The organism is Psychrobacter proteolyticus, assembly GCF_039762275.1.
Taxonomy (GTDB): domain Bacteria; phylum Pseudomonadota; class Gammaproteobacteria; order Pseudomonadales; family Moraxellaceae; genus Psychrobacter; species Psychrobacter proteolyticus_C.
The window spans coordinates 171332-197878 of record NZ_JBDLOB010000004.1; the positions used below are offsets into that span (position 1 = coordinate 171332).

Below are 26547 nucleotides of genomic sequence, written 5' to 3' on the forward strand. Positions count from 1 at the left end.
TAACATTAATACGATTTAAATCTATAAAAGAGAAGTATTTCACGGAACGATTTAGTTTACTCGATAGTTCGGTGCTTCTTTAGTGATTTGCACATCATGCACATGCGACTCTTTCATACCCGCTGAAGTTACTTTGATAAACTGCGGATTGGTACGCATATCTTCGATAGTGGCAGAACCAGTATAACCCATTGATGAACGTAAGCCACCAACCAACTGATTAACGATACCCGCAACTGGTCCTTTATAAGGAACACGGCCTTCGATACCTTCTGGTACTAGCTTCTCTACGCCATCTTTTGCATCTTGGAAGTAGCGATCTGAAGAACCATTTGATCCTGACATCGCACCCAAACTACCCATACCGCGATAAGCTTTATAGTAGCGACCTTGGAACAGCTCAACTTCACCTGGTGCTTCTTCGGTACCAGCCATGAGTGAACCAACCATGATACACGATGCACCAGCAGCGATTGCTTTTGCCATATCACCTGAGTAGCGGATACCACCGTCAGCAATCAATGGAATGCTGTCTTTTAAAGCACTAGCAACATTATCAATGGCTGAGATTTGTGGTACACCGATACCTGCGATAATACGCGTGGTACAGATAGAACCAGGGCCGATACCTACTTTTACTGCATCAGCACCTGCGTCACGTAAAGCGATTGCAGCTTCACCTGTAGCGATGTTGCCACCGATTACTTGTACATGCGGGTAGTTTTTCTTGATCCAAGAGACTTTATCGATCACGCCCTTTGAGTGACCATGCGCAGTATCAACGACGATAACGTCAACGTCAGCGGCGATTAATGCTTCAACGCGTGCTTGCGTGTCTGCGCCTGTACCAACAGCTGCGCCAACACGTAATCTACCTTGCTCGTCTTTACAAGCATTTGGATTGTTTTCAGCTTTAGCAAAATCATTAACAGTAATTAAACCACGCAGACGGAAGTTATCGTCAATAACGATGACTTTTTCGATGCGGTGCTCATGCAACAATCTTTTGATATTTTCGTTGCTTTCACCTTCATGCACAGTTACTAGCTGCTCTTTAGGTGTCATAATCTGACTAACTGGCAATGACAAATTGGTCTCAAAACGCCAATCTCTATGAGTAACAATACCCACAACGTTATCTGTGCCTTTTTCGACCACAGGCACACCTGAGATATTATTATCTTGAGTCAAACGCAGCAATTCACCGATGGTCATCTCTGGATGCACAGTGATAGGGTCAACGACGGTACCCGCTTCAAATTTTTTGACACGGCGTACTTGTGTAGCCTGCTTTTCGATGTCCATGCTCTTATGTAAAATACCCATGCCACCAAGCTGTGCCATAGTGATAGCCATTTCAGACTCAGTCACAGTATCCATCGCCGCAGAGATTAGCGGAAGATTAAGTGTGATGTTTTTGGTCAAACGAGTAGACAGATCAGCAGTTTTTGGCAGAACTTCAGAATAGGCTGGTAATAATAAAACGTCATCAAAGGTTAAGGCTTCATCGACAATTCGCAACATACAGACCCCTAGTGGTGGTTATTTTGATGGGTAGGAGCTCAGGGTTAAGCGTATCAATCATTGCAGCTGCATATACAGTGCTGACTCATAGCTAACCACTCAGTTATCCTATAAAAATAACGCCACATTATAACAAATAAGCGCCTCGCTGACACACTATATTTGTCAGATTATTTTACACGAGTGCGTCTTTATCGATGGTAATTGTGCTTCAAACCATGAATACTTCGCTTTTAAAGCTATTCAAGTTCGCAAAGCTCATCGCTACTCCCAATTTCTAGTCGTCTTTTGTTAATGTAAAGCGCTCTGTAGGTAGATATTTGTTTTGCTGCGCATGCAAATAACCAAGCATTTGCTCCCGTATCTCACAGGCCAGCGTCCATGCTTCTATAGGCCCTACTGATGAAACAGCGCCGCGCAGTTGAATGGTATTTTCGGTCACATCAACCACATACATTTCGGGTTCCGTTTTATTATCCCAAAGCTTATTGTCCTTGACCATCGATATAAATGCCTCTCGGATAGCGTCGATATCTGCGCCATAATCGATATATAAAAACACAGGACAGGTCTGATGAACTTCTGTATGCGACCAGTTTTCCACTCGTTCAGTGATTAGCTCACGCATCGGCACGAGCAAGCGACGCTCATCCCATGTTTTTAACACGGCATACGTGTAACGCAGGTCTTCAACCGTACTAAAATTACCATCCATTATCACACTATCGCCAATCCGTACTGGCTGCGTCACTGCTACCTGCACACCAGCGATGATATTCCCTAATATTGGCTGTGCTGCAATGCCGATAACCACACCTGCAATACCCGCTGAAGTCAGTAACGTCTTGCCAAGGCCTTCCATATTGGCAAATTCACTAAGACCTATCCAGAAACTTCCCAAAATCATCGCGAAAATAAACACACGACGGAATATCGATACATAGGTACGGCGACGACGTTCTTTATCAAAATGCTCTGCAGCCAAATTTTCAATCTGCATATCTTGATAACGATTGGCAAAAAAGTTAATGATACGAATACCCAACCACATGGTACTAAATACCAGTCCAATCCAAATGAGTGGACGCGTAGATGAGGCAACTGCATCTAAATAAGGAAAACCACCAGAAACTAAGGTGAAAACGAGTGAAAAACTGATGGTAAAGGTTAATGGTACTGTTAGCTTGCTAACCAAATCGGCGACGCCGTTGGTACTGCCAACATACATGCTGTATTTTTCTTCATCAATATAATGATTGATGATTTTTGCAGTACCTTTACTCAGTAGCCAACCCATACCCATGGTTAATAAAAAGAACAATATCAGCGCTGAGAATTCCCATAGCGCAATCCCAAAAAACTTTAGCTTTAACCAAGTAGGCAAATAACGTTCGAACTCGGCTGGATGATACTGCTCATAGAGATTATCAATATTGCCTACTGTCTGCGCCGAAAACACCCAAACAGGTGCTTGATCTCCTACTCGCACTCGCTGCAAATAAATAGGAACACGGCGCTCGCGATAATCAACATAGCCAAGCTGAATAGAACGTCTGGCAATACCCATGACACTGCTATTATTACCAAGCGGTGGTTCAATTAAGCCATCGGGACGATCTGGCATATCGTCGAATACATAGAGCTCTTTTTCAGACAATAAAAAATCCAGTCGTTTTGTGAGATCAAGCGCACGGCTCCGTTGGCTTTTCTCATCAATCAAATTCATGTTTAGCGCGTAAGCGGCCAAATCATACTGCTGTTTCATTAACGCTGATTGAAAAAACTCTAAAGCTGCAAGCGGTGTTTCTAAGTTAGCTGGCTCAGATAACGGCGGCAACCCAGCATTTAATTTATCGAGTATATAGTAGCTCTCACTGTATTCTCCGGTCAGTGCCGTATCACCTTGTAGCCTGCCTGCCTGCTCCACTGCGTTACGCTCAGTAGGATCGAAGATCTCTTCAGTAATACCAGAAATACTAACACTCTCATCTTTAAGCGCATTGACTTGCTGAGCTGCATATTCAGTAAAACTATCAGGTTTACTAGGTGTTTGTTTTTCTGGCTCGCTTGTACTCTGCCCGCTCTCACTATTTGCTGCATAAACAGGCACATAGATGACACTTATAGCGACAATCAAAAAGCCCAACAATACTTGCAGCATGTGGCTTTTAAAACGACTTTTCTCTACATCTACTTGATGATTATCATCTGAGCGCAAAACGGCACAATGATGGTTCATAGGATTGTCTTTAAGTGTATTCATGTTTTCAAAGCCATCAGTCTACAAAAGGAAAGTATAAAAAATATATCGCTGCTGCTTTAACTTAATTCAGTAAGCAAAAAAAAGCCAGCCTAAAGCTGACTTGATTTATTACGAGATTTGTAGCTATTTACCCTATAAACGGCAAGAGTTGTTTTAAGCGCGGCGCCATGTCGTGCCAGCACGGCTATCTTCGAGCTCAATACCCGCCTCTTTTAGTTGCTCACGTATCTCATCAGCACGGGCAAAGTTTTTGTTGGCTTTAGACTCTGCACGTTCGATAATTAAGTTATCAATAACCGCATCCGTTAGACCATCTTCTGCCTGATCACCAGTCACTGCTTGCAAAAACTGCTGCACTGGCTGCTGTAAAATATTCAATACCTGAGCCAATGCTTTTAGTTGCTGGGCTAATTGCCATGCCGTATCGACGTCTTCCGCCTTGATAGCTTTATTGATATCACGAGCCAATCCGAATAAGACGCTGATGGCGGTTGAGCTATTGAAGTCGTCATTCATCGCCTTGATGAAGTTTTGACCAACCGCGCTATTGTAAGCTTCAGCCACTAAGTCTTCATTAATTACGATTGACTGTCCTTTTTGTTGCTCAGCCAACTTTAGTGCATTATATAATCTGCTTAGGCTATTATGCGCTTCATCTAAAGCACTATCAGAGAAGTTAACTTGGCTGCGATAATGGCTCGATAATAAGAAAAAACGCACCGTCTCAGGTAGGTATTTTGCCATGACATCACGAATGGTAAAAAAGTTGCCCAGTGATTTAGACATTTTTTCGCCATCGACATTGATAAAACCAACATGCATCCAGTTGCGTGCATACTCACAACCAGTCGCTGCCTCAGACTGGGCGATTTCGTTTTCGTGATGCGGGAACTGTAAGTCATGACCACCGCCGTGAATATCAAAGGTGCTACCTAAGCACTTAGTCGACATCGCTGAACATTCAATATGCCAGCCTGGACGCCCTTGACCCCATGGTGATGCCCACTGTGGCTCATCAGGTTTTGCCGCTTTCCATAGTACAAAGTCAAATGGATTGCGTTTATCATTCTCAACTTCGACTCGCGAACCTGCCTGCATATCGTCCAGATTGCGCTTAGATAATTTGCCATAACCGTCAAAGCTATCGACGGCATAGTAGACATCACCGTTATCGCCTGCATACGCGTAGTTACCAGTGACTAACGTCTCAATCATATCCTGCATATCATCGATATGATCGGTCGCACGTGGCTCAGCATTTGGCATCTCACAACCAAGCGCAGTCGCGTCTTCATGCATCGCTTCAATAAAACGCTGCGTCAATGTACCAATCTCTTCACCGTTTTCAGCAGCACGGGCAATGATTTTATCATCGATATCAGTGATATTACGTACGTAGTTCACGTCGTAACCCAAACGTGCCAACCAACGAGAAGCCATATCAAAACCGACCATCACTCGCGCATGACCAATATGACAATAGTCATAAACGGTCATGCCGCACACATACATACCAACCTGCCCTGCTTTTAGTGGTACAAACTGACGCTTGCTGCCAGTCAATGAATCGTAAATGGCAAGTTGGGACATCGCATCTGCAAGTGGTGTGGTCATAGTAAAAAAGCCTTGTAACGTAAATAAAATAGAGAAATGGGAAATCTCAGCCGCCATGTATGAATAAGCCATACCAACGACCATGACTATAAATCAAGAAAATAAAAAATTCAGACCAAAAACGTCGTGACATAAAACGTAACCCGTTATCTTAGCGAAAACAGGCGTAAAATACTACAATGAGCGTGCAACTAACGCTATTCAATCATAAAAACCGTTAAGGATGTAAAGATGGGCAATCGCTTAAGCAAAATATACACACGTACTGGAGATGACGGCAGCACTGGTATGGCTGATGGCAGCCGCCTTAGTAAAGCGGACGATCTATTTAGCGTCATGGGTGACATCGACGAGCTCAACTCACATATCGGCTTGGTACGTGCGCAACTAAAGCACAATAAAGGGCAATCTATAGAGAAAGAGTTCTCTGAAGCCTTGGTCATCATTCAGCACTTGTTATTCAATATAGGCGGCGAGCTTGCTATGCCAGAGTATGAAGGAGTTAATGCCACTCATATTGAATGGTTAGAGCAGCAAATAGATATGATGAATACCACATTGCCACCGCTAAAAGACTTTATTTTGCCAACAGGTTCTATATTGGTCAGTCAATTACACGTGGCGCGTAGTGTATGTCGCCGCGCTGAACGTCAAGCTGTGATATTGCAACAGCAGCGTCCACAAGCGATTCGAAGTACTGCTGTCAGCTTTATCAATCGCTTATCCGATTGGCTGTTTGTCGCTGCACGCTTCTGTACAGACCCAGAAAAAGTCTCTGAGGTGTTGTGGGACAATCAAGCATTGAAAAAGTTCACTGAAAATCAATAAGACAAACTAAGTATTTGACAATAAATAGCTTAAACACTTAAACACTAAAAACCCCGCGACATGATTGTTGCGGGGTTTTTATTATTCAGCGATAACAATTCGCTCTACTGGAAATCACTATCTCTTATTACAATGATAAATTAATAAGTCGCGCTGTTGTCTTCAATGATGACCATATCGATGGTTTCATCTTTAGGCACTGCTTTTGGTGTGGCAGGCTTACTAGGCTCGGCAGCAGTTGCTTGGGTGTTTGCAGTCGAACTGCTCTGACTTTCAGCAGGCTTATTGATGGTTGGTGGAGGCGTTGGTTCAGTGGGGCGAATTGGCTCGACTGGCGTTACGGTTCTTGGCTGACGGATTGGCGCTGTTTGAGTCGTATCGTTGTTCTGTGTTGCACGGCGCTCAGCAGCACGTTGGGCGCGTTGCTCATCCATTGCAGTTTTGAATACAGAACCTGCCATCACATCTGCAACAACAGTAATCAAAGCAGGCTGACCTGCAATACGCGTACGCACTTGACCGCCTTGAGTACCAACGATGTAAGTAAACGCGTCATCAACAAGCATATTGTTATTGATGCGGATATTGTCTTGCGCTAAACGCGATTGTAAGCTTGGCTGATTATTGGCTGCTTGTACCTGACTGGCTTGATACAAGTCTTCACTTGGTAGCGTCATGCTGACACTGGCTTGGCAAGTGGTCATGCCGTTCTCATTGGCTTGTTGCAAGATAGCAGCGTTTTGAACGTCAATGACCACGCCATTGATTTTTTCGCTAACCACACCATTTGCTAAACTGATTTCAGCATCATTTGCATAATTGGCAGCCAATGACTGTGCTTGTTGATTGAGCGTATTTTTCAGAGCTGACTTAAGGCGATCTTGTACCATAGGATCATCACAACTGATCGCAGGCGCAACGCTATTTTCAGCATCGACTGTCTCTTGTTCTGTTAGCTCTGCCTGCTCAGTAGTGTCTTCTTTATCTGAGCGATCACAGCCTGCAAGCGCTAAACCACATACCAATCCAATCCCAGCAACTTTATGCCACTTGCTCAAACTTATATTTGCTACGCTCATACTAACTCTACTCCCAATTTACAGGTTCGTACCGCCACTGACTGACAGTGTTCAACATTCAAATGCAACGCTAGCTGCTACAGATATGAAAACCACATCATTATACGGTGTTTAAATCAAATGGTCATTAGTGTAGCCCATGGATACACAAATAGTTCCCCTCATTGTGGAAAAAACATGCGTTTGGTTGCAAAAACATAACAAACATTCGCAGATTTGGTCCCTAAGAAGTCATATTTAAAAAAGTACGGATTGCATCGCAGTTTTTGTTAGACGTCATGGATATGACGCTATATGATTGGGCATAAAAATCATCGATAATTGGTGCATATGATAAATTTTAGAGATACGTTATTACTAGGTCATCGAGGCGCACGCGGTGAGGCGTTAGAAAATACCTTTTCAGGCTTTCAATACTCTCAAAACCTCAAGTCAAGAGGCTTAGCAGGCGTAGAATTTGATATACAACTAAACGCTGACGGTCACTTAATCGTATTCCATGATGACGATCTAGAGCGTATGTGCGGTCGGCAATCACGTATTGACCAGTTAAAACTGACTGAGATTCAATGCCAATTGCAGTTTGGCCAACCTATTATGACATTGGCGAGCATGGCACCTGCGCTTAGTGGATTTAACGTTATTGAGCTGGAAATTAAGACGCATAGCCGTACCAATTATGCAGTATTGATTGCAGCGCTTCGGCAGGCATTTATTAATACACCTCTTGCCAACTTACCAGTTGTGTTGACGAGCTTCGATGTCGAGTTACACAACCGTTTGCAACGTCACAAACTATTATCTCATGTGCCTCGCGGCTTGCTCATTCGTACGCCAGAAGCGTTGGCAAGCGCGACCAATACTGCATTGCAACTCGGCTGTATTCAACTGGGCATTCATTATCCGCTTTTGACCCAAGCCGTCATCAAGCATAGCCACCGTTATGGATTGCCCGTAAGTGCTTGGACGGTTAATGATATTCCCACCATTGAGCAGCTCATCAAATGGCAGACCGATGTCATCATTACGGATTTTCCAAGTCATTTGCTGTTGCCTTGACCGAGTTGTCCGTACTTTTTTGATATTTAATCGATTTTTCGTCAAACGCATTCTTTCCTACATATCTACCCTCCTTGTTACACTTCTCCTTCATGTCTGATAAGTCACTCGTATTTTTGACCAATACATTCTATAATCCATACAAGTTATTGTTATTTAGCAATATTTTTATAGTGTATAAGTGTTCACTTTACACGCTTTTTAAGGTACTATGGTGGCTTAAATTAATACCGTTAGGGATATTATATGATTGCAAAAAAAGCACTTGGCTTACCGCTTAAAGGCTTACGTTTCGCTATCAAATCTGGTGACACGCTTGTAAAGACCGCCAGCACTCAAGTAACGCGTTTTAAGACTCGTTTTGATGAGAAAAAAGCGCAAATGGCGCTTGATGAGCAGCCTGTTGCCAAACGCAATTATGCTAAAGCTTCTGAACAAGCGGATCTTTCTGCGCAAGAGCAAAGCATTGATATGCGCGAGTTTGAATTTACCAAAGCACCGATTAACTGGATTCCGGCGACTATTTTGGTAGCAACACCGATTGCTGCTGCTATCATTACGCCATGGTATTTGTTCACTCATCAAGTGAGCGCGCCTGTTTGGGGTGTATTTGGTGCCTTTATGGTATGGACTGGTATCAGTATCACGGCAGGTTACCATCGTCTGATGGCGCATCGTGCTTATAAAGCGCATCCAATTGTCAGAAACTTTTTATTGCTTGGTTCTACCCTAGCGGTACAGGGTTCTGCGTTTGACTGGGTTTCTGGTCACCGTACTCATCATCGTCATGTAGATGATCGTTTGGATGATCCGTATTCAGCACAGCGTGGATTCTGGTTCAGTCATATTGGTTGGATGCTACGTAACTACCCTAGCGGCAAGTTCGACTACAAAAACATTCCTGATTTGACTAAAGATAGAGTCTTACAGATTCAGCATAAATACTACGGTCTATGGGTAGTTGCCATGAACGTCGGTATGGTTGCCGCTATCGGTTGGTTGCTTGGTGATGTTTGGGGTACATTGGTTATTGCAGGCCTACTACGTTTGGTATTGACGCATCACTTTACGTTCTTTATCAACTCGTTCTGCCATATGTTTGGTACACGTCCTTATACGGATACCAACAGTGCTCGTGATAACTTCTTCTTGGCTATCTTTACGTGGGGTGAGGGTTACCATAACTACCATCACTTCTTCCAATACGACTATCGTAATGGCGTGAAATGGTGGCAATATGACCCAACCAAATGGTTAATTGCTGGTTTATCAAAACTTGGTTTGACTTCTGAGCTGCGTACTGTTGATGATACGACTATCAAGCATGCAGAAGTGCAAATGCAGTTTAAGAAAGCTCAGCAACAAATCGATACAGCAGCAGTAAGCGGAATTGATCTTCCTCATGCGATGAAGAGCTTCCAAGACCGTATTAAGTTTGAATATGATGCCTTTACGCAGACTGTTGAAGAATGGCAAGCGCTAAAAGCAAAAACTATCGAGCTTAAGAAAACAGAGTTTGCTGATCGTTTGCATGAAGTTGATGATAAGTTAAAGCATGATTATGCCAAAATCGAACAAAAAATCCTTGAGCATAACAGCAATCTAAAAACCGCCTTCCGCTCTATCGGTGCGAACGAAAAAGCGGCTTAATTAGCCTCTGATTTATTTTATAATTTTGAAGCTTCTCCATCCCCCTATCCGTCCTAGATAGGGGGATTTTTTTGCTTATAATTTATCGCTTATGTCATTCCAGCTACTTCTAACGACCTTATTATCATAATAAATGGTTAAATACCTTGGCTGAACTATTGCTTTCTCTAATCCAAAAACAATAACAATCTCGTTCATCACATTCAGTTAATTAAAGACCGAAAAATTTACTTTTTGGTCAGATATTACAAGAGACGGACAGAGTGCAACGATGCCATATGAGAGCTATGCTATAGTGACATTCTCACTTTTATATTTTAATGGAAACGGCCTGTATGCGTTATCAAAACACTTACGTCAACCTAGACACGCGCCTTTATCATGAGCAGCCACCGACGCCACTAGACAATCCTCGTGCCGGTCACTTCAATACTCAAGTTGCTCAGCAGTTAGGCTGGGCAAACGACGAGGACCTGATGACCAATTGGGTTGAGATATTGGGCGGTCAATACGTGCCAGCTGATTTCAAACCATTATCGATGGCCTATGCTGGTCACCAGTTTGGACAGTGGGCTGGGCAATTGGGTGATGGGCGCGGTTTACTGATGGCGCAGGTACTCGATAATAATGGGCAGCCACAAGACTTGCATCTTAAAGGTGCTGGTTTGACGCCCTACTCACGCATGGGTGATGGACGCGCAGTCTTACGTAGTACTATTCGCGAGTACCTGTGCGGTCATGCATTGACCCAGCTTGACATCCCCTCGTCTAACGCGTTGGGGTTTGTGGTATCTGATACGAGAGTGCGCCGTGAGCGTATCGAAGCAGGTGCAGCGTTGATGCGTGTGGCAGACAGTCATATTCGTCTCGGTCATGTCGAATGGATTGCCAGCTTTGCCCCTGATGTACTGGGCGAGTTCACTGATTATATGATTGACACTTACTATCCAGAGTGCCGCGATAGCGAAGCGCCTGTATTGGCGTTTTTGACCGCAGTGGTTGAGCGTACGGCTCGTATGATTGCTGATTGGCAATTGATTGGCTTTGCTCATGGTGTGATGAACACAGATAACTTATCTATCACAGGCAGTACTTTGGACTTCGGGCCGTTTGGCTTTATGGAGCGCTTCAATCCTGCATGGATTAATAATCACTCAGACCATACGGGTCGATACGCTTATCAGAATCAGCCTGCTATCGGGCATTGGAACCTAAACGTTTGGCTACCACATTTTATGCGTTTAGAAGGCGTCACTCGTGAGACTCTTGCTGAGTGTTTAGCGCCTTACGAAGCAACCTTTATGCAGCACTATCAGCAAGGTCTGTGCCGCAAGCTTGGCCTACCGCATCAAAGAGAAAGCCTCAGCTTGGCTTTTGAATGGTTGACACTATTAGAAGACAATTTGCTCGACTACACCAATAGCTTCCGCGCCCTACTCGGTCTGGTCGCACCAGCAGATCATCCTTATGAGCAAAAGCTACTGGCTACCATGACCACTGAATTAAGCAGTGATGCGCAGCAAGTATGGCAAGACTGGTCAGCACGTTATCTGGCACAGATCGAGCAGCTGCCACTTGAGCAGGCAGTTAACGCCATGCAGACCAACAATCCTGTCTATGTCCTTCGTAATAGCATGGCGCAGCGTGCGATTACTGCCGCAGAACAAGGTCAGTTTGAAGAGGTTGATCGGGTATTCCGTTTACTAGCCAATCCTTACAGTGTGCAAGATATCGCTAATGATTTAGATAGCAGTGCGCCTGCGCCGGATACACCGCAGATGCCTATTAGTTGCTCATCTTAGTAGTTGCCCATCTTAACACCTTTCAATTCTGTAATATTTTGAAACATTATGAAATTAAGGTTGATATCTAACCGCGTTTTTTGGCATTATCAACAAGATAAATAATGAATATCATTTTATTATATTATTCGCACAATTCACTGTTGTTGACTAGGCAGTGAATTGGCAATAATGCTAGAATGAATATTTTAGCTAGTTTGCTTTTTTGACCTGATCTTTGATCGTCGACCATGATTCTGATGGTCGTGAGTCGTTTAACGTTTTTATACCTTTCAATTATTATCATTCAATGATTTTTGGAGGGTTAGACGTTGTTTTTTATCACCATTTAATTTATTCCAATTTATTCCAACCATGGCAATTATTATGAATGACGATACCACTTCGAATACGGATAACCTCAGTACAGAAAAAGAGCAGTTTGAACAAGCTGCCTTACATTACCATGAGTTTCCACGCCCAGGTAAAATTTCGGTAACCCCTACTAAGCAGCTAGCCAACCAACGTGATTTAGCACTCGCCTACTCTCCAGGCGTTGCTGTACCTTGTCTTGAGATCCAAAGAGATCCAAAACTTGCGTCTAAATACACGGCACGTAACAACCTAGTTGGTGTTATCACTAACGGTACTGCTGTATTGGGTCTGGGTAATATCGGTCCATTGGCGTCGAAGCCAGTTATGGAAGGTAAAGGCGTTCTATTTAAGAAGTTCGCGGGTATCGACGTTTTTGATATTGAAATTGCTCAAAATGATCCAGATAAGTTCATCGAAGCGGTTGCCTCGCTTGAGCCTACTTTTGGTGGTATCAACCTAGAAGACATCAAAGCACCAGAATGTTTCAAAATTGAACGCGTACTACGTGAGCGCATGAACATTCCTGTGTTCCATGATGACCAACATGGTACGTCAATCATCGTTGCCGCAGCCATGCTAAATGCTTTGTTGATTACTGGCAAAAAAATCGAAGAGATTAAAATTGTTTGTTCAGGTGCAGGCGCAGCAGCCATTTCTTGCCTAGATATCATTTGCGCGCTTGGCGTTAATAAGAACAACATTATTGTTTCAGACTCACGCGGTATCATCAGTACTAGCCGTGAAAACCTTGACGAAACCAAACAGCGTTATGCTCGTGATATTACAGCTACTTCTATCGAAGAAGTCATGGACGATGTCGATATGTTCCTAGGCCTATCAATGCCAGGTACACTATCAGAAGATATGGTTCGCCGTATGGCAAAAGACCCTATCGTCTTTGCACTTGCCAATCCAACACCTGAAATCATGCCAGAATTGGCACATGCGGTACGTCCAGACGTCATCATGGCAACTGGTCGTTCAGACTATCCAAACCAAGTAAACAACGCGCTATGCTTCCCATATATCTTCCGCGGCGCATTGGATGTTGGTGCAACCACTGTTAACGAAGAGATGAAAGTCGCTTGCGTAAAAGCAATCGCTGCGATGGCACACGTCGAAGCCACTCCAACTACCAGCGCTAGAAACATCGAAAAGATGCAGAGCTTTGGTCGTGACTACTTAATCCCAGGCCCTCTAGAGCCAAATCTAATCATTGAGATCGCATCTGCTGTTGCCAAAGCAGCGATGGATTCGGGCGTTGCCACGCTACCGATCGATGACATGCAAGCCTATCGTCAGCGTCTGTCTGAGTTTGTTTATAACTCAGCGTTTGTGATGAAGCCAATCTTTGCTCGTGCTAAAGCCGATCCAAAACGTATTGTGTACTGTGAAGGTGAAGACAACAACATCTTGCTTGCTGTACAAGTGGTCGTTGATGAGAAGCTAGCACAACCTATCTTAGTTGGTCGTCCTTCAGTTATCGAAGCAAATATTAAAAAGCTAGGCCTACGTCTAAAAGCTGGTGAGAACATTACCATCGTCAACGTTGACGACGATCCTCGCTACAAAGACTACTGGCAGGGCTACTACGAGAAGAACAAACGCCGCGGTGTAAGCATTGAGCTTGCTCGTCGTGATGTTCGCCGTAAGACGACTTTGATTGGTTCTTTGCTGGTTGAAAATGGTGCGGCAGATGGCATGGTATGTGGTACCTTTGGCCATTACCAATTGCATCTAAAATACGTTGAAAGCGTCATTGGCAAAAAACAAGGTATGAACGACTTCTATGCGATGAATGCCGTACTCATGCAAGATCGTAATATCTTTATCGCTGATACTTATGTCCATGAAGACCCAACAGCTGAGCAATTGGCTGAAATGACTGTCTTGGCAACAGATCAATTACGTCGCTTTGGTATCACGCCACGCGTTGCGCTAGTATCTCATTCTAACTTTGGTGCTTCAGATCGTGCCAGCGCTGTCAAAATGCGTAAGGTTCATGAGCTATTGACGAATATGAACGTCGACTTTGAATTTGAAGGCGAAATGCAAGGTGACGCCGCGCTTAACGAAAATATTCGTCTAAACGATATGCCATCAAGCCCGTTAAAAGGTGCAGCGAACTTGCTTATCTTGCCAACCCTTGATGCATCAAACATCGCTTTCAACCTACTTAAGACAGCGACCGGCAGTGCTTCTATTGGCCCTATCCTATTAGGTACTAACAAGCCGGTACACATTTTGACGCCATCAGCGACAGCACGTGGTATCGTCAACATGACTGCATTGACCGTTACTGAAGCGCAAGACCTAGAAAACGAAAAATAGTCATATATCGTACCCAGTATGAATGCACTGTAGTCGGTTCAAGATAATTTGGATACAAGGAAGCCGAGTGAAAGTACTACAAATAGTAGACTGAGCGAGGCTGACACCCTACCCAATTTATAGAGGATTGACTATATTAAGAAGGGCTCTGTCATCCATTGACAGAGCCCTTCTGCTATACTAAAACCAGTCAATGCAACTTATAAAGCATTGGCTGTTTTTTTGATTTATAAAAATTGAGCTAGCGATATAAAACTCAATAATAATAAGAGGCTTCTATGCAAATTTACCTCGTAGGCGGTGCTGTACGCGATCGACTGCTCAAGCGTCCTATCAAGGACAAGGACTTCGTCGTCGTTGGCGCTACTGTGGCAGAAATGATTGATGCAGGGTTTCAACAAGTGGGCGCTGACTTTCCTGTGTTTTTGCATCCGACCAGTCATGAAGAGTATGCATTGGCACGCACAGAGCGCAAGCAAGGCTCAGGCTACAAAGGTTTTAGCGTACATGCCAGCCCTGATGTTAGTCTAGAGGATGATTTGCGCCGTCGTGATTTAACCATCAACGCGATGGCAATCGAAGTTACCAGCTTAACTGATGACACCTCTATTGACGGACAAGTCATTGACTACTATGGCGGCCTACAAGACTTAAAAAGTAAGACATTGCGTCATGTGTCTAATGCTTTTAATGAAGACCCATTACGTGTACTTCGAACAGTACGTTTCTATAGTCGTTACTACGATTTGGGATTTACCATCGCGGATGACACTTTAACGCTGATGCGTCAATTGGTCGATACAGGAGAGCTAGCTCACTTGAGCGCCGAGCGCATCTGGCAAGAGTCAAGCCGTGCGACTATGCAGCTATCACCGCAAGTCTATTGGAAAAAACTGTTTGAAATTGGTGCACTCACAGAGTATTTCACGCCTTTGCATCATGCTTGGGACAATGTCCAAATAAGAGAAACAGTGCAGACTGCATTATACTTTGCAGGACAGATGCATTTGAATTTATCACAGCGCTGGGCACTGCTAATGACTAGCTTGACCTCATCATTATTTAATAGCGAAAACTCTGAGTCTACGTCTAACGTATCAACCGCTATAAAAAATATTAACGCTATCGGTAATAAAGCCAAAGTCCCAAAAGCACATACTCAGTTCGCAACTTTATTCGCTCAGCAAGCTGAAAAACTAAGCACAATAAACAGTCTAAATGCGGCTGAAAAAATCGATCTAATCCAAGCCTGCGGTGCGCATAAGGAGCCTGATAAGCTCTCTCAACTGCTAGTGTGCAGTCATGTGTTACAGCTGGCAACACAGCATCGCCAAATGATGCTAGCACTAAATAGCTTTCACGCTGTCAGCATGACTGACATTGCGCCAGACCTTAAAGGCCCTGCTATTGGTACAGCCTTACGCCAAAGCAGGATTGAACACTTGCAAGCGCAACAATGATATAGACACGTGCACTAGAGAAAAAAGTAGTATTGCTATGGACCAAGAACTTCATGCCTACCAAGCAGAAAATATAAATAACCAAGCGCCAGTGATGCTTGTCACAGGTAGTGCTAGGCGCATTGGGGCGGCTATTGTTAAAGCGGCTCATAGGCAAGGTTATCGCGTCATTATTCATTGTCATCGTAGTGAACAAGACGCTAATGACTTGGGTGACCATCTGAACGACATCCGTGCTAATAGTGCAAAAGTTATCGTTGCTGATTTAATGATAGTCAACGATGGAGCGGCTTTAGACAGCTTTGTTGGAAGTATTATAGAGGCGTTTGGACAGCTTGATGTACTGGTGCATAATGCCTCACGGTTTTATCCTAGCCCACTCGGTAGTATCAATCATGCACAGTGGGATGAGTTGCTTTTGACCAATGCCAAGGCCCCTTTATTACTAAGCCAAGCCCTATTACCTTATCTAAAGCAGCAGCAAGGCTGTATTGTCAGTTTGTTGGACATACACGCGCATGATAGACCGTTTAACAACTATACTGTTTATAATATGGCAAAGGCTGCACATCGAATGATGGTACAGTCGCTAGCGCTAGAGATGGCACCAGAAGTACGGGTCAATGGGGTTGCTCCTGGAGTCAACATTTTGCCTGACCCTACTAGCGACCAAGCTATTGATAACGAGCAACAGAAAAGTATCATCGATGCTATCCCTATGCGGCGAATAGGCCAACCTGATGAGATTGCTCATAGCGTGCTGTATCTTGTGCAGGCAAATTATGTCACAGGAGCAATTATCACTGTGGATGGTGGCCGTAGTCTAACCATAGCTGGTGGTCACCTGTAATACAAAAATATGGCTCAATAAAAAAATATCTTGATTACTGCCTATCTTTTACTTGAAAAATTAGAAAAATCAGGTATCATTGTGCGTCTAACGTTAGGGCCCATAGCTCAGTTGGTTAGAGCAGAGGACTCATAATCCTTTGGTCGTAGGTTCAAGTCCTACTGGGCCCACCAAATTCAAACCCTTACAGTCATTGACTTGTAAGGGTTTTTTATTGTCTAAAATCTATGTGAAAGCGTTGATGTAATTAGTTTTTTGATACTATCTTGATACTTTGACCCGTGCAGTAATTAAAGTATGATAACTACTAACACTATGGTTATTTGCTGCTACATGGGTGATATATGAAGGTTAAACTTACCAAAAAATTTATTGATTCAATAGACTATACCACTAAAGGTACTGATATCTATATGGATGATGTATTGACTGGATTTGCACTACGTGTAGGTAAGCAGTCTAAACGCTATATATTACATAAGCGCATAAATGGAAAGCTATATCGAGATGAAGTAGAAGAAACACACTTGATTACACTAACCGAAGCACGTGAAAAAGCCAGCATAATGATGGTAAATATAAAAAAAGGTATGCATGTTTATGACGGGCTTCATGAAAACTTGGAAGAGCATAAAGATAAGACTAATAATGTACCAACACTAAGAGATGCCTATACCTACTTTAAATCAGTAAAGACTGAATTAGCTGAAAGTACTATTACTGATTATGATCGTCAAATACTACAGAATCTGAAAGACTGGCTAGATGTATCCTTAAACGATATATCTAAGTCAATGATAAGTGATAAACATAAAGAGATAAGCAAGCATAGTAAAGCTCAGGCTAACGCAACTATGAGAGCTCTAAGGTCAGTTTGGAATTATTGCCGTGATAGCTTTTTAGATGATAACGAAGACTTTTTAATTAAAGAGCAACCAGTACGCATACTTAACGCCAAGAAAGATTGGAATATAGTTAAGCCGCGTACTAAACATGTTGAAGAAGAATATTTAGGTATGTACCTCAAAACACTTTTGAATTATGTTGATAGAAGCTCACACATGCAAGCGCCCCATAGCAATAATGCACGAGATATCATGCTACTTTTTATGTTCACTGGTGTGCGTTTAAATGAAGCGCAGCCCTTAAAGTGGTCTGACGTCGACCTTAAAGCTGGCAGGATAGTATTCAAAGCCACAAAAAATGGCTCTAATTATCATATGCCTACTAGTAATATTCTACAGGCTATACTTAAGGAAAGGTGGAGGTTGAGTTCAGGCAAGCAATAGGTATTCCCAAGTCACTTGAAAGACAGCGATGACCATATAAAAGATTTAAGCCGTAGTTATAAGGCCATAAGTAATCAAACAAACTTATATATTACACCACATGATTTGCGCCGCACTTTTGGAACGGTAGCTAATAACTCAAGCATCAGCTATCCAGTCCTTAAACGCTTGCTCAATCATCGTGAAGCTAAATCAAGCGATGATGTTACCCTACAGTATATCCAAGTGTCACAGCGGCAACTAAGAGACGCTTCAAATTGAATAGAGTCTTTCTATTGTCAGCATGCTGGCATGACACAAAGTGAATTTATAGAAGAGCTTATATAGAACAGTGATAAAACCATCATTAGATTTATACATAGAACAAATATATTCCACAGCCTTTAAAGTCTCACTAATATTATCGCCAAATAACCTATATATCTCAATACACCTGATGAAGCATCATATAGATCTGTCTTAGCCATGTTTTTATCAGATCTTTTGCGCTTCTTTTCTATAACCCGTACATCATACCCGTGGAAATTCTGACGAGACCCTATTCTTACTCGCTTATCAATTTTAAGTTTCTTTTTTAGATCAATAACGGCTTGTTTATTCGATGCTCTAATCTGCCATTGGGACGAATCAATAAGCTGACAGCCTACCGCCATGAAATCCTTCAGGCTCTCTAACTGATTAGGCCTTATGCCAAATTGAATTGTTGATATTCTAAAGTTATTTTTATCTTCAAATATCTCAACGAACCTTTGCAATTGCTCAGGATTGTTTATAGACATTTGATAAGCTCTATCCAGTGCTCTAATCATTACCTCCTGGTTTTTACTACCTTTAGGCCTGCCTAGTAATAGCCTATCATCGTCGAACAGCTCACTAGCGCGCAGATATAAACATTTAGATTCATTTAGACTTATACCATGTCTAATAGCAACTTCAGATAACAGTTTATCTCGAGAATTTATATTTAACCTCTGCAGCTCCTCTAAAAAACCTATAACGTCCGCATATTTAGGATGAATGAAAATTGAACTCGTATTCGATTCTTCAAGTTCATCCAAATTACCTTTTAACAGTTGGTGACTAGCATTGTTATCAGGTTCATCTACGTTCTTAAATAATGGTGTTTTATTAATAGCTATTTTTTTAAGTAAATATGGTCTTATCTTATTTAGATGCACTGTCTTCGTCGTTGCATCATAAGCAGTTTTATCTTTTCTATATATAGCAGAATAATCTAGTCCTGTTATTAAGTCTAAAACGGTTATAGGTAGCTCTAAGCAAGCGTTACTGAGCTGTTCCCCTGCCAGCAAATGAGCAGTATGAATATAATACTCGAAGGTTGTGTCGCACGTTAAATGTCCTGAAAGGCTAGCCAGCCCAAACCAAGCGCCCTGCTTTTTATGATAGCCCAGGATACCTTTTATGACTTTTTCACACTGCTCATTATCATAATCAGTCATCACCTGTGCCAAAGGCGACTTACTTAGTACTAACGCCAGCTGACTAATCGCAGTATGCCTAAAGCTGTGAAATGTGAAGTCGTGCTCTCCTAGCAATCTATCCCAAATTAACTTCATTAGATTACTAAAAACCACACTGGGTAATGGCTGATCGCCTGAACCTTGAGAAAATAAGTAACGACGCTTCAATCTTTTCTGCTGACGATATAACTGAGTAAATTGTTCTAGCTCATCTTTCATAAGTAGGCAGTTAATCGGTATAAGGCGGCTTGCGCTGCTACTTTTCAATCTCCGATAGCGATTTGGTCTTAACCATATTTGTGGCTGCTCTATTCGTTGTCCATGCTCATCAATATAGATGTCAGCTATATCACGAACTTTAACACCGATAAGTTCTTTGATTCGCATTCCTGTCCGGTACGCAAGACTCAAAACTACTAAGCACAGGTTTTTCTGCTCATCGTCTAAATCTGAGGTGACCAAATACTCTTTCATCGTATGATATATTCGAAGTGATATCATGTTCGCTTTCACAACCTGACGTTTATTACCCCATGGAAAATATACATATGGGGCATCACAAAACTCTTTTTGATAATCATGAAACGCTTTCAACCGACCGTAAGTAAACTTCTGAGTATCTTTAAGTTTATATAAACTTGAAACTTTGTTTTTCTCTACAATCTCAATAGTTGAGCTGTCAATAATACTTTGACTTGATACATCGTTTGCATAGATATCTAAATTGTCATCCTTACCTAATTTGTCTTCATTAAAGCCTGTATCCTTGTGCAAAATAGATTGCTTTCTTCCATCCTTAATCTTACTTTGAATGATTTCCTCATATACAGCTTCAAAGTCCTCATTAGACCATTCATCAAGATTTTCATCCATCGTTAGCATCAGCCAATCCCGACCAATACATCCCAGATATTTACTGATGGTATCTAACCTGTTATTGCTATCATTCAATAAACTCTTTACCCATCCTAAAAGACGCATGGCGTTGGGTTGGGTTAACTCCTGCTGTAACAGCTCTACTTGTATAATAGCGGATGCTTTACTGCCTTTAAGGGCATCTTGAACCTCTTTAATGAGATTCTTACTAAAAATTGGATACTCCCTACTATTGGTACCTTTTTCGTCAGATTCTGAAAAGCTTGCTACAAATGACTCTTCCCAAGTGAGCGGCTGTAGATTTGAGTTAATCACCTCTTGATTATAATTAATAAGCTTATTTGTGGTTAAGCCCGTCGTTTTAATCTTGCCCTGTCTAACAATAGCCAGTGCAGTGTCTATATCGCCTCCCTTCATCTGCCGCCAATGATAGTCAGCGTATTTTATTAACTGTGATAAATGCGGTTTACTTTTATCTTTATTTTGTAGTTTTAGCTTCTTACAAATATCACTGATAATGGTTTCAAACGACTTCACATCTTCTTTTTTTAACTTTTTATCTTTTAGCGCGTATAAAAAGCAAAGTGTCATATCATCAGGTATGTACTCTACATAGCGATGTAAGCTTGTAGCAGATACATCCTCTGAGGTATGACTTTGCGTATAAGAACAACCGTAATTGTCATCATCAATACTGAGCAAGATTAGCGCCAAACTCTCGCTACTGGCACATGAACCTGGCAACTCATCAGTTGCTGGTATCTGCAATTGATATATCTCACGTTCGTCTAGTAGCCATTGATACAGAGCTTTTAACACATCTATGTCATTCAATCCCCCATACATCACGCTACAGTAGAGCACTGACTCAATCAAATCATTGTTTGAGAACCTTCTTTTCCGTTGCCATATCTCAATCATTTGCTGGCTAGCAAGGCTTACTTGAGTACCACTTACCATCCAATCATAGGATATTGTTAAATGATCACGCTCTGCTATGACTGGCACAACTGGTTCATCCATACTCAGTTCATGAGCTTTGTTGTAACTCCGTATGTATTCTAAAAACCCTTGTCTGGCTAAATAATAGCTATGTGCCGTATCAAAATGCATTTCAAGTATGCTACCAATGGTTTGATAGTATTCAGTTAGGTCTTTTCCTATGGGTATCTGATTATCATCAATATACGAAGCTATCAAAGCTTTCGCCTCATTTTTGATACTTTCATGACTCTTGCTTTTATTTTCTTCTCTTAACTGATGGGCAACGGCATTATCCATATATATTTACCTCAACTTGTCGTAGGTTAAGCTCAACTGCAACTTTATCTAAGTCGAAGGATAATTCTTTTAGTTCATTAATGGATAATGACGACATTGGATGCATAACCTCCTGATCTGGATGTTCATGGCCATATAAGGCTCAGATCAAATGCTCGGGGGACCTATTCGTAAGTAGTGAGCGTAATTGATGTCTTAGCCAGTTATCTTGGTGACTAAAAAAATGTTTTATCTGGTAACGGACCTTACTAGGCGTAATACCGGTAAACCCTTTTGGGTTTTGGCTAAATAGCTGAATGAGTGGCTGACTAGAGTTCAAAATGTTATTTATAGGAAATTGATCATTGGGATATATAGAATTATGTATAACCGCAAATTGCTTGATATATTCAATGTAATTCTGAATGGCTATGATTAAGAAATTACTAAGAGGAATAAGCCTTCCCTGCCCTTGTCCATGACGCTCTTCTTTATCAGAAATCCATAAAAGCCGCTGTCTAAAGTCAAATTGATTTAAAAGCCCAGGCGCATGCTTTACGGGTCTAATCCCAGTCTGAATAAATATGATGTGCCATAGCCAGACACCATAGGTATTAAACTGCTCAATATAACGTTCCTGACGTATGCTTACGTTCCGCTTTAATCGACCGTTATAACTCTCAGCTGCCTCAGCAAGCTCATCAAAAAACTTTTGGCAGATATCAGCATTCAAAGTCATGTCACTACCGATATATTTTTTATAACGATTACTTTTAGTGCTAGACATACTAAGCTGTCGCAGCTCATCTTGGCTGTCTACCGTACAGTATTCGGTCAATAGCTGTATAGCGCTGTAGTAAGTCTTCTCTAAGCTTCTCGTTTCAATACTGGTGTAATACAAAGGTGAGCTGTGTTTAACATCAACCCCAGTAATCATGTCGGCATGTAAAGGCTCTTGCAGCTCATTCTTTATAACTGTATATAAACAAGCGTCAATATGCTGATTTGATAACACTGGTAGCTCTAGTTGCGTTTTTAAGCTTGCCAACACTTTAGAGACCTCATTACTATCTACCAAAAACTTATTGTCAATAAATGCTTGCAGTCTAGCTGGCAGAGATAATTTAAATTCATTATCATGGCTTTGACGATGTGGCAATAAGTGACTTCTACGATTCGAAGTTACGTTAATAGCGTTACTCATAGCATAACTATCAGCAACCGAACCGCTCTCATGACTTAACCACTTGCGCTGACTTTTATCTAGTTCTAACTCATAAACCACTTCTTGGATCTTCCGACCACTTAATAGTGATAGTAATATGACCGCATAAACCTGACGCTGCTTATAACTGACAATAATAAAAAGCTGCCACACCCGAGCAAATAGCATTTGATAGCTTAGTAGACTTAGTTGACGTAGATTGGTAGGAAAATGAAACTGATTACGGCGGGCATGTCGATAATTGTTTTTTAGCTTCCATTGCTGTAATTCTGAAGATTTAGCGGTTATCCTAGAAGGTTTAAAGTCATTATCTAAAAGCGAAGGTGGGTCATCATCAGTAATATTTTCAGCGTCCGCCACGTTATCATCTTTATGGGGTCTGCCAAATATTGTGACTCGTATTGGCTCATCAGCACTATCAAGGTATCGCTTATTAGCGTGTTCTTTACTAAGCTCATTTTTTTGTGAGTTGGTATAGGTTTTACCTACAAACGCTTTGTTCTCTGCAACCACTTCATAGGCAAGTCTTATTTGACCAATTTTTCCAGCCAGCTTTTGATTAACCACTTTGCCTGACTCTTCATCACTTCTTATCTTAGCTTCATATACGCGTAACGCCGCTAGTGCATTCGTCAGTGAAGCACGTTGAGCATGGATATCAATCAGTTTTTTAACAATCTCAGACTGTGGGTTATTGTCCTTTAACCCCATCCTTAGACGCACACTTAGCTGACTGACTTTGGCAGAGTGCTCATCCTTACGTATAGCAATCATTATAATTATCTGCAGATATGCACTCATAAACTGCCATGCTTCATCATCCCTACGTGCTTGGCCATACCTCTGGTAAAACAAGACCAGCATATAAGTCACAGCCCAAGCCTCGATCTTTTTCTCTTTGACGACTTCCTGGCAATAGCTTCACATTCAGACGATGCAAATACTGGCATATCTATCTTGGCATACTCACCAATATGTAGGCAGAAGCTTGGATTAATATAAAGAGTATTAATAATCAAGGTTTGTACTTTTATACAGTACGGTGAATCCAGTGGTACTAGATGATCTAAAACCCTCTGTAATTCGCTGTTATCAAACTGCTTTATATTCATTAGGGTGCACCACTCAACCAGCTCATACTTTGAGGAATACCTAGAACTCACTCTTCTAGTGCAAACTTACATTGGCGATATTCATAACTACTCTGGCTAATACCTGCAAAATGTCAATACTCCCTTACAGTCAGTTGCCTAATCCCCATAAGCTGACATATCACACTTTGAGGCGCCGTACTTTTAAGCGCTTTAAACAAATCGGGATGGTGAATACCTTTCAAGAAAATTAAGTCTATAACATCCCTCCATGCGAGCTGCTGAACGTCTTTAATACTTTCAGGGATTATCAAGCATGGATAATCCCTATTATTCTCGAACCTTAAGACCTGATCGACTCTTTGGAAATCATTAAAGAAATAAAAATTGTTATCCCCTCCATCAACTAACCGAAGTGGTGGACGGTAAAAATTATCCAAAAACTTCATATCGATATAAGGAGTTTTAGGTCTCATTCTCTGCCAAACACCTAAAGCAGTTCTAGCATACGGATGTACATACAGATCATCCTTACTAGGGTTGGCAAGTTTTTGCCCAACCCTAAGTTTATTGTTTTTCATTATTTATAATCTTATAGTGAATATAATTCATGTTATCCAATAATCACTTAGGTGTCAAATGCTTTAGTATTGTGGGGATTAATATCGTAAAATAATTAGTATTATTAAGCAGTTAGTATTATTTTAGGCATAAAAAAACCTCTTAACACTATAGGATATATAGCTTCAAGAGGTTATTTCCTTTTCTACTTTTATTAAGTGAAAAGGTCTGAGTTGGGGTTTGATATTGCACAGTTAGTGTCTATCGTAGTGATTACGGTTAAAACTGATAACTGTAGCTTTGAGTCGTTATAGTATATTTAGATTAATTTTGCTTGCTCAAATTGAGGCATGTTTACTCCTAAAATCCTCCTTGTTTTCTTCGTATTTATTAAAAAAGGAGCACGAAAACGTAATATCTTCGTACTCCTTCTTATTCTTAAAACTATAAGATCATCTTATAACCCCAAATAACACATTACCGAACGACTATTACTATCAAACTCACCCCCTCGAGAGATGTCTAGATCATCTCTAGTGGTTTTAAAAATTGGCTTTAGTTCCATAAAGTTACTATTTTTGAAATACAATGATTTGTAGACATAGTCAGACTCTGGCCGATTAAATAGCTCTAAGCGTGATAAATCATACCCACGATAAGTTGCATTGTTGAAATTCACGTAGTAGTGGATGCCTTCATCATCTTGGACTACTGATATATCTTTGATAACATTAGTCAGTAAAGCAGGTAAATTTTGACGATAATCAGGTTTAACATATGGTGTATAATCACCATTCTCCTGATAGCGCTTGCCCATAAAACTCTCTTCAAAAGCATTGAAAGCTTGCTGTCTCTTACTCTCTTCAGTACCCGGAGTATAAGCCACCTCATTAAATCCGCAACTATTTTCAAACCATTTAAGCAATCCGACCAGATCTAGTTTTTCAGTAGCTGGTGGCGATGTTTTGTTAACTTTAGATGCATTTTGATTTGGCATTGTCGAGCTAGTCATCGTCTGCAAATCATCCATAAACGTATTCATATCACTGCAGCCCATTAACACCGTGCTCACTATAAGTGTCAACGTCATAGCTCTGACGGGTATGCTAGATATCTTTCTTAATATCATCAGTAAAAATCCTTTTAGCTGTTATCTATAAGTTCTCAAATAGTATGGCAATTAATGTTTATTTTAAGCCAATCTTATAGTAGCTCCAGGGCTGCTGCTGCAGATCATAACTTTTTATAGCTTTTAGCTTAAAGTCTTTACGATTATATTCAGGAGAATCACTATTAAGCTTAGCATCCAGCTTATCCATAATTGAGTAATAGTTATTTTGATTAAAACTACCAATGAGTTTAGTACCCATGAACCTCAGGTACTCATTGTTGTAACCTTCTATCTCAAACTCAGTATAGTAATTGTCCTGAGGTCTACTGATAACAAGGTTGTCTGCAAGTTCAAGACCAGAAGGACAGTTAAAACAACCGGGTAGAAATTTAATGCTATCGATATTAGCCTGATTGAGTATGTCTATAATTTTTGTAGACTCGGTGTTGTAGGTTACGCCGCTTGACGCGGTCTTAAATCTACACTTTTCGTTGTTCGGTTCGGCTCTAATACTATTAATTCTACCCTGACTATTGACTTCAACGTTTAACATACAGTCATAGGCTTCGCTATTACTATAGCCACCCCAGCTCTGCTTTTTAAGACCGAGCTTATATTGACTACTTAAAGCTTTAACATCTTTACCTAAAGAGCTTGGCGATAAAAATTGATTGTAGTCTGCAGCTATAGTTGTCGTGCTCATGCTCATACTTAATCCCAAAGCAGTACTCAAAGCGATAATTTTACGGTTCATCAAATACTCTCCAAATTTAGTTATTTACCAATTTTAGTTTGGTAATATATTATAGTCATTATTAGTTTGATAATGCACCAAATAT

Annotated in this window: 16 protein-coding genes, 1 tRNA gene and 1 pseudogene; 9 read left to right on the plus strand and 9 right to left on the minus strand. The window is 41.4% G+C overall.

The genetic code is table 11. The annotated features are described in order from the left end of the window. Positions 1-51 precede the first annotated feature (51 nt). The 3 genes from guaB to cysS form a co-directional block, all read right to left on the minus strand. A complete protein-coding gene (gene guaB, locus ABFV72_RS08520) occupies positions 52-1524 on the minus strand; it encodes an IMP dehydrogenase (protein ID WP_057760534.1) in 1473 nt (490 codons plus the stop codon). Between the two features lie 277 nt (positions 1525-1801). Further along, positions 1802-3787: a mechanosensitive ion channel family protein gene (locus ABFV72_RS08525; RefSeq protein WP_347163168.1), complete on the minus strand. Its 1986-nt coding sequence runs from the start codon at positions 3785-3787 to the stop codon at positions 1802-1804. Positions 3788-3940: 153 nt separating this feature from the next. Further along, complete coding sequence (gene cysS, locus ABFV72_RS08530; RefSeq protein WP_347163255.1) at positions 3941-5401, minus strand: cysteine--tRNA ligase; 1461 nt, start codon at positions 5399-5401, stop codon at positions 3941-3943. A 231-nt stretch (positions 5402-5632) separates the two neighbouring features. Here cysS and ABFV72_RS08535 point away from each other — a divergent pair, with 231 nt between their 5' ends. After that, positions 5633-6229, plus strand: a complete 597-nt coding sequence (locus tag ABFV72_RS08535; protein WP_347163169.1) for a cob(I)yrinic acid a,c-diamide adenosyltransferase — start codon at positions 5633-5635, stop codon at positions 6227-6229. Between the two features lie 140 nt (positions 6230-6369). Here the strand turns inward: ABFV72_RS08535 and ABFV72_RS08540 are convergent, their stop codons facing one another. Next, positions 6370-7308 carry a hypothetical protein gene (locus ABFV72_RS08540; RefSeq protein WP_347163170.1) on the minus strand — a complete coding sequence of 313 codons (939 nt, stop codon included), beginning with the start codon at positions 7306-7308 and terminating at the stop codon, positions 6370-6372. 330 nt (positions 7309-7638) lie between these two features. On the opposite strand from ABFV72_RS08540, the gene ABFV72_RS08545 reads away from it, so the two are divergent. The 8 genes and pseudogenes from ABFV72_RS08545 (at position 7639) to ABFV72_RS08580 (ending at position 18364) form a co-directional block, all read left to right on the plus strand. After that, the gene (locus ABFV72_RS08545; RefSeq protein WP_347163172.1) at positions 7639-8367 is read left to right on the plus strand and encodes a glycerophosphodiester phosphodiesterase; all 729 of its coding nucleotides are present in this window, start codon (positions 7639-7641) and stop codon (positions 8365-8367) included. A 471-nt stretch (positions 8368-8838) separates the two neighbouring features. Next, positions 8839-10017 (plus strand): acyl-CoA desaturase, encoded by a 1179-nt coding sequence (locus ABFV72_RS08550; RefSeq protein ID WP_191115423.1) that lies wholly within the window; start codon positions 8839-8841, stop codon positions 10015-10017. A gap of 335 nt (positions 10018-10352) precedes the next feature. Further along, positions 10353-11819, plus strand: coding sequence for a protein adenylyltransferase SelO (locus tag ABFV72_RS08555; protein ID WP_347163173.1), 1467 nt, complete (start codon positions 10353-10355; stop codon positions 11817-11819). A gap of 366 nt (positions 11820-12185) precedes the next feature. Then, positions 12186-14504 (plus strand): NADP-dependent malic enzyme, encoded by a 2319-nt coding sequence (locus tag ABFV72_RS08560; RefSeq protein WP_160021186.1) that lies wholly within the window; start codon positions 12186-12188, stop codon positions 14502-14504. 278 nt (positions 14505-14782) lie between these two features. Next, the gene (locus ABFV72_RS08565) at positions 14783-15964 is read left to right on the plus strand and encodes a tRNA nucleotidyltransferase (protein WP_347163174.1); all 1182 of its coding nucleotides are present in this window, start codon (positions 14783-14785) and stop codon (positions 15962-15964) included. A 37-nt stretch (positions 15965-16001) separates the two neighbouring features. After that, the gene (locus tag ABFV72_RS08570; RefSeq protein WP_347163175.1) at positions 16002-16814 is read left to right on the plus strand and encodes a pteridine reductase; all 813 of its coding nucleotides are present in this window, start codon (positions 16002-16004) and stop codon (positions 16812-16814) included. A 96-nt stretch (positions 16815-16910) separates the two neighbouring features. Then, positions 16911-16987: transfer RNA gene (locus ABFV72_RS08575), tRNA-Ile, on the plus strand. Between the two features lie 417 nt (positions 16988-17404). Continuing rightward, a pseudogene (locus ABFV72_RS08580) lies at positions 17405-18364 on the plus strand (tyrosine-type recombinase/integrase). 122 nt (positions 18365-18486) lie between these two features. Here ABFV72_RS08580 and ABFV72_RS08585 read toward each other — a convergent pair. The 5 genes from ABFV72_RS08585 to ABFV72_RS08605 all read right to left on the minus strand — a co-directional run bounded on the left by ABFV72_RS08585 (position 18487) and on the right by ABFV72_RS08605 (position 26462). Further along, positions 18487-21741 (minus strand): site-specific integrase, encoded by a 3255-nt coding sequence (locus ABFV72_RS08585; protein ID WP_347163176.1) that lies wholly within the window; start codon positions 21739-21741, stop codon positions 18487-18489. A gap of 142 nt (positions 21742-21883) precedes the next feature. Then, the gene (locus ABFV72_RS08590; RefSeq protein WP_347163178.1) at positions 21884-23719 is read right to left on the minus strand and encodes a hypothetical protein; all 1836 of its coding nucleotides are present in this window, start codon (positions 23717-23719) and stop codon (positions 21884-21886) included. 451 nt (positions 23720-24170) lie between these two features. Beyond that, a complete protein-coding gene (locus tag ABFV72_RS08595; RefSeq protein ID WP_347163179.1) occupies positions 24171-24617 on the minus strand; it encodes a hypothetical protein in 447 nt (148 codons plus the stop codon). 437 nt (positions 24618-25054) lie between these two features. Then, complete coding sequence (locus tag ABFV72_RS08600; protein ID WP_347163180.1) at positions 25055-25627, minus strand: hypothetical protein; 573 nt, start codon at positions 25625-25627, stop codon at positions 25055-25057. A gap of 157 nt (positions 25628-25784) precedes the next feature. After that, a complete protein-coding gene (locus tag ABFV72_RS08605; RefSeq protein WP_347163181.1) occupies positions 25785-26462 on the minus strand; it encodes a hypothetical protein in 678 nt (225 codons plus the stop codon). Positions 26463-26547 lie beyond the last annotated feature (85 nt).

Coding starts and splice junctions, on each gene's coding strand:
- guaB (WP_057760534.1), bottom strand. CDS start 1,524: ATGTTGCGAATTGTCGATGAAGCCTTAACCTTTGATGACGTTTTATTA.
- ABFV72_RS08525 (WP_347163168.1), bottom strand. CDS start 3,787: ATGAATACACTTAAAGACAATCCTATGAACCATCATTGTGCCGTTTTG.
- cysS (WP_347163255.1), bottom strand. CDS start 5,401: ATGACCACACCACTTGCAGATGCGATGTCCCAACTTGCCATTTACGAT.
- ABFV72_RS08535 (WP_347163169.1), top strand. CDS start 5,633: ATGGGCAATCGCTTAAGCAAAATATACACACGTACTGGAGATGACGGC.
- ABFV72_RS08540 (WP_347163170.1), bottom strand. CDS start 7,308: ATGAGCGTAGCAAATATAAGTTTGAGCAAGTGGCATAAAGTTGCTGGG.
- ABFV72_RS08545 (WP_347163172.1), top strand. CDS start 7,639: ATGATAAATTTTAGAGATACGTTATTACTAGGTCATCGAGGCGCACGC.
- ABFV72_RS08550 (WP_191115423.1), top strand. CDS start 8,839: ATGCGCGAGTTTGAATTTACCAAAGCACCGATTAACTGGATTCCGGCG.
- ABFV72_RS08555 (WP_347163173.1), top strand. CDS start 10,353: ATGCGTTATCAAAACACTTACGTCAACCTAGACACGCGCCTTTATCAT.
- ABFV72_RS08560 (WP_160021186.1), top strand. CDS start 12,186: ATGAATGACGATACCACTTCGAATACGGATAACCTCAGTACAGAAAAA.
- ABFV72_RS08565 (WP_347163174.1), top strand. CDS start 14,783: ATGCAAATTTACCTCGTAGGCGGTGCTGTACGCGATCGACTGCTCAAG.
- ABFV72_RS08570 (WP_347163175.1), top strand. CDS start 16,002: ATGGACCAAGAACTTCATGCCTACCAAGCAGAAAATATAAATAACCAA.
- ABFV72_RS08585 (WP_347163176.1), bottom strand. CDS start 21,741: ATGGATAATGCCGTTGCCCATCAGTTAAGAGAAGAAAATAAAAGCAAG.
- ABFV72_RS08590 (WP_347163178.1), bottom strand. CDS start 23,719: ATGATTGCTATACGTAAGGATGAGCACTCTGCCAAAGTCAGTCAGCTA.
- ABFV72_RS08595 (WP_347163179.1), bottom strand. CDS start 24,617: ATGAAAAACAATAAACTTAGGGTTGGGCAAAAACTTGCCAACCCTAGT.
- ABFV72_RS08600 (WP_347163180.1), bottom strand. CDS start 25,627: ATGGATGATTTGCAGACGATGACTAGCTCGACAATGCCAAATCAAAAT.
- ABFV72_RS08605 (WP_347163181.1), bottom strand. CDS start 26,462: ATGAACCGTAAAATTATCGCTTTGAGTACTGCTTTGGGATTAAGTATG.